6 protein-coding genes and 1 rRNA gene are annotated in these 6,582 nt (G+C 44.9%); 2 read left to right on the forward strand and 5 right to left on the reverse strand.

Annotation, left to right across the window (positions count from 1 at the left end; genetic code table 11):
- Window positions 1-10 precede the first annotated feature (10 nt).
- Genes B9T10_RS05080 through B9T10_RS05090 form a run of 3 tightly spaced genes read right to left on the reverse strand, consistent with a single transcriptional unit; the run spans window position 11 to window position 4,039 of the window.
- The gene (locus B9T10_RS05080) at window positions 11-1,681 is read right to left on the reverse strand and encodes a glycerol-3-phosphate dehydrogenase/oxidase (protein ID WP_094538008.1); all 1,671 of its coding nucleotides are present in this window, start codon (window positions 1,679-1,681) and stop codon (window positions 11-13) included.
- Between the two features lie 10 nt (window positions 1,682-1,691).
- Window positions 1,692-3,191 carry a glycerol kinase GlpK gene (gene glpK, locus B9T10_RS05085; RefSeq protein ID WP_008316391.1) on the reverse strand — a complete coding sequence of 500 codons (1,500 nt, stop codon included), beginning with the start codon at window positions 3,189-3,191 and terminating at the stop codon, window positions 1,692-1,694.
- 17 nt (window positions 3,192-3,208) lie between these two features.
- Window positions 3,209-4,039: an MIP/aquaporin family protein gene (locus tag B9T10_RS05090; RefSeq protein ID WP_008316389.1), complete on the reverse strand. Its 831-nt coding sequence runs from the start codon at window positions 4,037-4,039 to the stop codon at window positions 3,209-3,211.
- 166 nt (window positions 4,040-4,205) lie between these two features.
- On the opposite strand from B9T10_RS05090, the gene B9T10_RS05095 reads away from it, so the two are divergent.
- Window positions 4,206-5,039, forward strand: coding sequence for an alpha/beta hydrolase (locus tag B9T10_RS05095; RefSeq protein WP_094538009.1), 834 nt, complete (start codon window positions 4,206-4,208; stop codon window positions 5,037-5,039).
- Between the two features lie 14 nt (window positions 5,040-5,053).
- Window positions 5,054-5,446, forward strand: a complete 393-nt coding sequence (locus B9T10_RS05100; protein WP_094538010.1) for a YchJ family protein — start codon at window positions 5,054-5,056, stop codon at window positions 5,444-5,446.
- On the opposite strand, the gene B9T10_RS05105 is transcribed toward B9T10_RS05100, so the two are convergent.
- Both B9T10_RS05105 and rrf read right to left on the reverse strand, forming a co-directional pair.
- The gene (locus B9T10_RS05105) at window positions 5,447-6,295 is read right to left on the reverse strand and encodes a DNA ligase (protein ID WP_094538011.1); all 849 of its coding nucleotides are present in this window, start codon (window positions 6,293-6,295) and stop codon (window positions 5,447-5,449) included.
- Between the two features lie 172 nt (window positions 6,296-6,467).
- Window positions 6,468-6,582 (reverse strand): 5S ribosomal RNA (gene rrf, locus B9T10_RS05110).

Below are 6,582 nucleotides of genomic sequence, written 5' to 3' on the forward strand. Positions count from 1 at the left end.
TCAAGCCCTATTACACCTTTTGCACGGGAAACTCTGTGGCATTGTTCATGGCAATGGCAAGTTCATCACGCATGCGCGCCTCTGTTTGGGCATCCCAGGCAAAGAAATCTTTCATGTACGCAATGACCCCTTCTTGCTCTTTAATCGCTTCATTGATGTTAAAGAAGAGATGTCCGGTGCGACGAATGATGAAATCGCACGGCGTCATCACACCTTCATGGTTCAATGCATACCATAAACGCAATTGTGTCAATCGGCTCAAAGCTTCTGTATCTTCCACAGGATGCGCTTTAAACTCATCGATCATGACATCAGAGTTTGTGCCATAAAACTGAGCTAAAAATGCGCCTTCCGATTGCGTTAAACCCGCTTCTTCTGCCTTTTTCGCTTGAGATTGAATGAAGGCCTGAAAATGGCTTGAACCCCCAACATCACCACCAGAGATTGGCTGATTTTTTGTCATGCACGGTTTGAAATTCAAACCATAATCTTTTTGCAATAACTCAGCCACTTTATCAACAATTTCTTCTGCCATGTGGCGATAACCCGTTAATTTACCCCCAGCAATGGTGAGTAAACCTGTCTCAGATTCCCAAATCTCATCTTTGCGTGAAATTTCAGAAGGATTTTTACCCTCTTCCCAAATCAACGGACGAATGCCCGCCCAAGACGATTCCACTTTATCCTTCGTCAATTGCACCGTCGGGAACATATAATTGACAGCTTTAATGATGTAATCACGATCCTCTGCCGTGGCCACAGGATGCACTTTATCCGCTTCATAAACCGTATCTGTGGTGCCAATGTAGGTTTTACCATTTCTTGGCACTGCAAAAATCATGCGTTTATCTTTTTCTGTATCAAAATACACCGCTTGTTTTAATGGAAAATGGGCTTGATCCACCACCAAGTGAATCCCTTTAGTTAAGCGTAAATGCTTATTATTTGGCTTCGCTTTATCTTTTTTGCGGTTTTCATCCACCCAAGGCCCTGTGGCATTGATCACTTTTTTCGAGCGAATCGGGAATGTTTCACCGCTCATCACATCTTCGATCATCATGCCATTGACTTGATCTTTCTGATTGTAGGTAAATTCCACACCTTTGGCATAATTGAGGACCGTTGCGCCCAATTCCACCGCTTTTTTCATCACTTCGATGGTTAAACGCGCATCATCTGTGCGATACTCCACATAATAACCTGCGCCCACTAAGCCCTCTTGCTTCACAAGTGGTGCTTTTTGAATGGTTTGCGCACGGTTTAACATGGACTTTTGCTCATCTTTTTTTACGCCAGCCAATAAATCATACACGCGTAAACCAATTGACGTGGATAAGGGTCCAAATGTGCCGCCTTTATGCATGGGCAAGAGCATCCATTCTGGCGTTGTCACATGGGGTCCATTTTCATACACCACCGCGCGTTCACGCCCTGAATGCATCACCACGCCCACTTGCAACTGTTTTAAATAGCGCAAACCACCATGAATCAACTTAGTGGAGCGGCTGCTTGTGCCGGCTGCAAAATCTTGCATCTCCACCAACGCAACTTTCATGCCGCGTTTTGTGGCATCTAAAGCAATTCCTGCACCAGTGATTCCACCGCCGATGACTAAAACGTCAAATGAATCGCTGCGCAGTTTTTGAATGGTCTCTGGGCGATTTTTACCTGAAAATGACATGAATTGCTCCTTATAAATCTGGTTTAAATGCTTGTGTTGCATGAATTGCGCACTGCCAACCATGATACAACTTCTTGCGGTCGTTGTCGGACATTGTTGGGGTGTATTTTTGATCAAGGGACCAATTTTGCTCAATTTCTGCCTGTGATTCCCAATAGCCCACCGCTAATCCTGCTAAATAAGCAGCACCTAATGCGGTGGTTTCGCTGATCTGTGGTCGATCCACTTCCACACCTAAAATGTCACTTTGAAATTGCATGAGGAAATTGTTCATCGATGCCCCGCCATCTACACGCAATTTTGCCAAGGATAAGCCTGAATCTTTTTCCATCGCATGTAAAACATCACACGCTTGATACGCAATCGCCTCTAGCGTTGCACGAATGAAATGCTCTTTTTGCGTGCCACGCGTTAAGCCAAACACAGCACCGCGCGCTTCTGAATCCCAATATGGCGTGCCAAGTCCCACAAATGCCGGCACCACATAGACGCCTTCAGCAGAAGCAATGCGGCTTGCATAATCTTCGGACAAATGGGCGTGTTGAAACATGCGTAAACCATCACGCAGCCATTGAATGGCAGAACCCGCCACAAAAATAGAGCCTTCCAATGCATATTGCACTTTGCCATCAATGCCCCATGCTAAGGTGGTCAATAATCCGCTGTCGGATTTCACTTGGTTTTCACCCGTATTCATCAACATAAAGCAGCCAGTGCCATATGTGCTTTTTGCCATGCCTTCAGAAAAACAGGCTTGGCCAAAGAGTGCCGCTTGCTGATCCCCAGCCGCGCCTGAGATCGTCACTTGATGCCCAAAGAAATGTTGCGGCGCTGTTGTGCCATATACTTCAGAGGATGAACACACCTTTGGCAACATATTGCGCGGAATGTTCAAGATTTCTAATAACTCATCGTCCCACTGTAAATCATAAATGTTGTACATCAGGGTGCGACTGGCGTTGGAATAATCCGTCACATGGGCTTGTCCGCCTGTTAATTTCCAAATGAGCCAAGTATCGATGGTGCCAAACAACAATTCGCCTTTTTCAGCGCGGCGTCTTGCCCCTTCCACGCGATCTAAAATCCAAGAGACTTTTGTACCAGAGAAATAAGGATCTAACAATAAGCCTGTTTTCTCTTTAAACAGTGGTTCATGCCCAGCTGCTTTTAAAGATTGACAGATTTTATCCGTTTGGCGTGATTGCCAAACCAATGCATTGTAAATGGGTAATCCTGTGGCTTTGTCCCAAACCACAGTGGTTTCACGCTGATTGGTGATCCCGATGGTGGCGATCTGTTCAGGGGTGATGCTGTTTTCTGCCATCACTTCTGTGACAACGGACAACACAGAGGCCCAAATTTCTGTCGGGTCATGCTCAACCCAACCTGGCTGAGGGAAAATTTGGTGGAACTCTTTTTGTGCCACACCCTTAATGTTTCCCGATTTATCAAAGACAATGGCACGCGTACTGGTGGTGCCTTGATCAATTGCCATCACAAATTTTTGCATACTAACTCCTGTTGTTCCTAAAATTTTTGAGTTTTTTCGGCTTGCTTGCGCTGAGCAAAACGCAATAAATAAACGAGCGCAATGCCGCCTAATGCCAACCACACAAGGCTGCCTAAAAAGCTCATGGTATTGTCCGCCCCTTCGCGGTACAACACACCATATAAAGCAGCGCCAATCACCGTGCCCACCAAAGGACCGAGCACGGGGACAAAGGCATACCGCCAGTTTGAATCTGTTTTGCCGGCAATCGGTAAAATTGCATGCATGAAACGCGGGCCTAAATCACGGGCAGGATTGATGGCATAACCTGTTGTTCCGCCTAAACTTAAACCAATGGCCATGATTAAAAAGCCCACCACTACCGGTAATAAGCCACCGGTAAACTCATTGATGCCAATGAATAAAATCGCAAACATCAAAATGGCAGTGCCGATCACCTCGCTCATGACGTTATCACGATAGCTTTCAATCGCAGGTGACGTACAAAAAATGTCACGCTTTGCCGCTGCATTGTCCGTCACAGCAAAATGTGGTTTAAAATGTAACCACACAAGGAATGCGCCTAGCATCGCACCCAAAATTTGCGCAATGGCATAACCGATCACATGCACCCATGGAAATTTATTGGCAATCGCAAGTCCAAGGGTCACCGCAGGGTTAAAATGTCCACCGCTGTATTGTCCAACGGCATAAATGGCAAGCATCACCGCAAAGCCCCAGCCCATCGTGATGACAATCCAACCACCACCCGCCGCTTTTGAACGATTGAGCACCACATTCGCCACCACGCCACCGCCAAAAAGAATCATAATCGCGGTTCCAATAAATTCTGCAATATAACTCGGCATACGCACTCCTTATAAGATATATTTATCAACATCATAAACGATACTTATAACATGAAGTGGCAAAAATTCCGGTGCTTTTTTTATTCACTGCCTGACTTCTGGCAAATAATTTGTCATCTTAAGGCAGCATTACTACAATGTGAATCTTTGAGTATAGGACGCTTGCATGAGATTTGTTTATGACACCCTGTGCGGTGTCCCTTTGACCGCGCAATTTTTACCCGCAAAAGATTTAACTTGCGGCAGCACGCTCATCTATCTTCATGGCGGCGGATTGATTTTAGGGGATAAAAATGATCTGCCACAGCGTTATCGCGATCAAATTCATGCCGCGGGCCATCATTTATTATTGCTCGATTATCCTTTAGCGCCAGAGGCTGATTTAACTCTGATTCATGCAACGCTTACTGAAGCCCTCGATTGGTTTTTAACCCATTATCACAGTGTGCTTAAACTCTCATCCCCGAATTATTATCTCTTTGGCCGATCTGCGGGCGCTTATTTAGCGCTACTTTTGTCCCATAAATGCCCATCGATGCATCAAAAAGGCCTCATCAGTTTTTATGGTTTCAGCGATTTAAGCCTGCCTGAACTGTCTGCACCGAGCGCTTATTATCAATCTTTCCCGACTCAAAGTGATCCCTCGTCTTATTTATCGAATGTGCCTTTGGTCAGCGCCTCGATTAAATCCCGTTATCCTTTATACATTCATTATCGACAAACGGGCACATGGTTTCAGTCAATCTTAAAACGACCACATTTAATGGCGCAGTATTCCCTATCAAAAGATGATTTAGCACGTTTACCGCGAACCTTCATCACGGCAAGCACCACAGATAAAGATGTGCCCTTTAGTGCCTCAGAACATTTAGCGGCGCACATTCTTGATGCCACCTTTCATCCGGTTGAAAATCAATATCATGATTTTGACCGTGATGAGAATAATCCCATCGCCAAAGAGGTGTATGCTCATCTCATCGATTGGCTAACCCTTTCATAACTCTAGGACACACCATGCACGCAACACCTTGCCCCTGTCAATCTAAACTGACCTATGCCAAATGCTGCCTCCCTTTCCATGATGGCAGCGATTATCCTACGGATGCCGAAACCCTAATGCGCAGCCGCTATAGCGCTTATGTCTTCAATTTATGGGATTATTTAACATTGACTTGGCATTCTAGTACTTGCCCAACGGATTTTGAAGGTTCTGAAGTGATTCAATGGCTAGGACTTAAAGTCACCAAAAGTTATCACGATGATGCTTTGAATGAAGCGTTTGTGGAGTTTGTAGCGCGTTATAAAGACCCTGTCAATCACGGGCGTGCGGATAAAATTCATGAACTCAGCCGCTTTGTCCATGAGGATGATCGCCTAGTGTACATCGATGGTATTTTCTTAAAATAGTTACTCCATCGCACTGTTACGAACTCGCTTAAAACGGGCAAATCTTGGTTTTCCATGCTTTGTCCAACCATTGTGAACAAATGCGATCGTTGTGCCAATCGCTGGCGGATGCGCTCTAAGTTCATCCGTCAGCCCCGAGCCAACATAAATTTCTGAGCCATCATTGAGCTTCACACGCAGCGATCCCACAAGCCCTGTATATTTACCTTTGCCAGGTTTATAGCCAACTACAATGCCTTTACCTTCATCATAAGGTTTCACTTTTAGTAAGTGATTCACGCGCCCAACGCCATATAGGGCATCTTGATGATGCAACATCAAGCCTTCTCCGCCTTTTGCCACCACTTCTTTTAAATGCTGCATTAACGCATCTTTCGTATAAACTTTTTCTTGTTCGATCATATGAACATGAGGCGCATTGAGGGAAGGAATGTATTCGCGCATTTTGATCACCCGCTCATGAAAGGGTGCTTGCATGCTTGGTAAATCAAAGATCATGTATTGAATGTTCCGCCAACCTTCCGGATTTGAGGTGCCGTTTAAAACACTGGCCAACTCATCAAAACGGCCACGCCCCATCCATAATTCGCCATCTAAGGGTTCTGTGCCCAATGCTTCAGTGAACCAATCAGGCGCTTGATAGGCATAACCTGTTTTACTTTTAAGAGTTTGTCCATCCCAGTAGCCACGAAAACCATCAAGTTTTTCACTGACATAATAATTTGCCAGATCAATCTCCATATCATCTTGATAATATTGGCCATGCTGCAAGGGTTGCACGGCAAAGATAACATTAGCGAATACAATCAATAGACTGAATAAAAATTGTGAAAATAATGATCGGTTCATCCATAAAACTCCCTAGCGTTGACCAATGTGATCATAACGAGAATTTTGAGGCTGAAAAATTAATAATTTTTATCTTAGATTCAACCATCATCGAACAAATGCATATGATGATGTTATTTTTTCAGACAAATGAAAAAGCCCTCTTCGCTTGAAGAGGGCCATTCATGTTAGGCCCTGGAGATGACCTACTTTCACATGGGGAGGCCCCACACTATCATCGGCGCAGCTACGTTTCACTTCTGAGTTCGGAATGGGATCAGGTGGTTCCATAGCGCTATTGTCTCCAG

Source organism: Wohlfahrtiimonas chitiniclastica (assembly GCF_002252325.1).
In the GTDB taxonomy this organism is placed as follows: Bacteria; Pseudomonadota; Gammaproteobacteria; order Cardiobacteriales; family Wohlfahrtiimonadaceae; genus Wohlfahrtiimonas; species Wohlfahrtiimonas chitiniclastica.

What these genes read in the sequence shown, in the direction of transcription:
- B9T10_RS05090 (WP_008316389.1), bottom strand. Translation starts at nt 4,039, where the DNA reads ATGCCGAGTTATATTGCAGAATTTATTGGAACCGCGATTATGATTCTT.
- B9T10_RS05100 (WP_094538010.1), top strand. Translation starts at nt 5,054, where the DNA reads ATGCACGCAACACCTTGCCCCTGTCAATCTAAACTGACCTATGCCAAA.
- B9T10_RS05080 (WP_094538008.1), bottom strand. Translation starts at nt 1,681, where the DNA reads ATGTCATTTTCAGGTAAAAATCGCCCAGAGACCATTCAAAAACTGCGC.
- glpK (WP_008316391.1), bottom strand. Translation starts at nt 3,191, where the DNA reads ATGCAAAAATTTGTGATGGCAATTGATCAAGGCACCACCAGTACGCGT.
- B9T10_RS05105 (WP_094538011.1), bottom strand. Translation starts at nt 6,295, where the DNA reads ATGAACCGATCATTATTTTCACAATTTTTATTCAGTCTATTGATTGTA.
- B9T10_RS05095 (WP_094538009.1), top strand. Translation starts at nt 4,206, where the DNA reads ATGAGATTTGTTTATGACACCCTGTGCGGTGTCCCTTTGACCGCGCAA.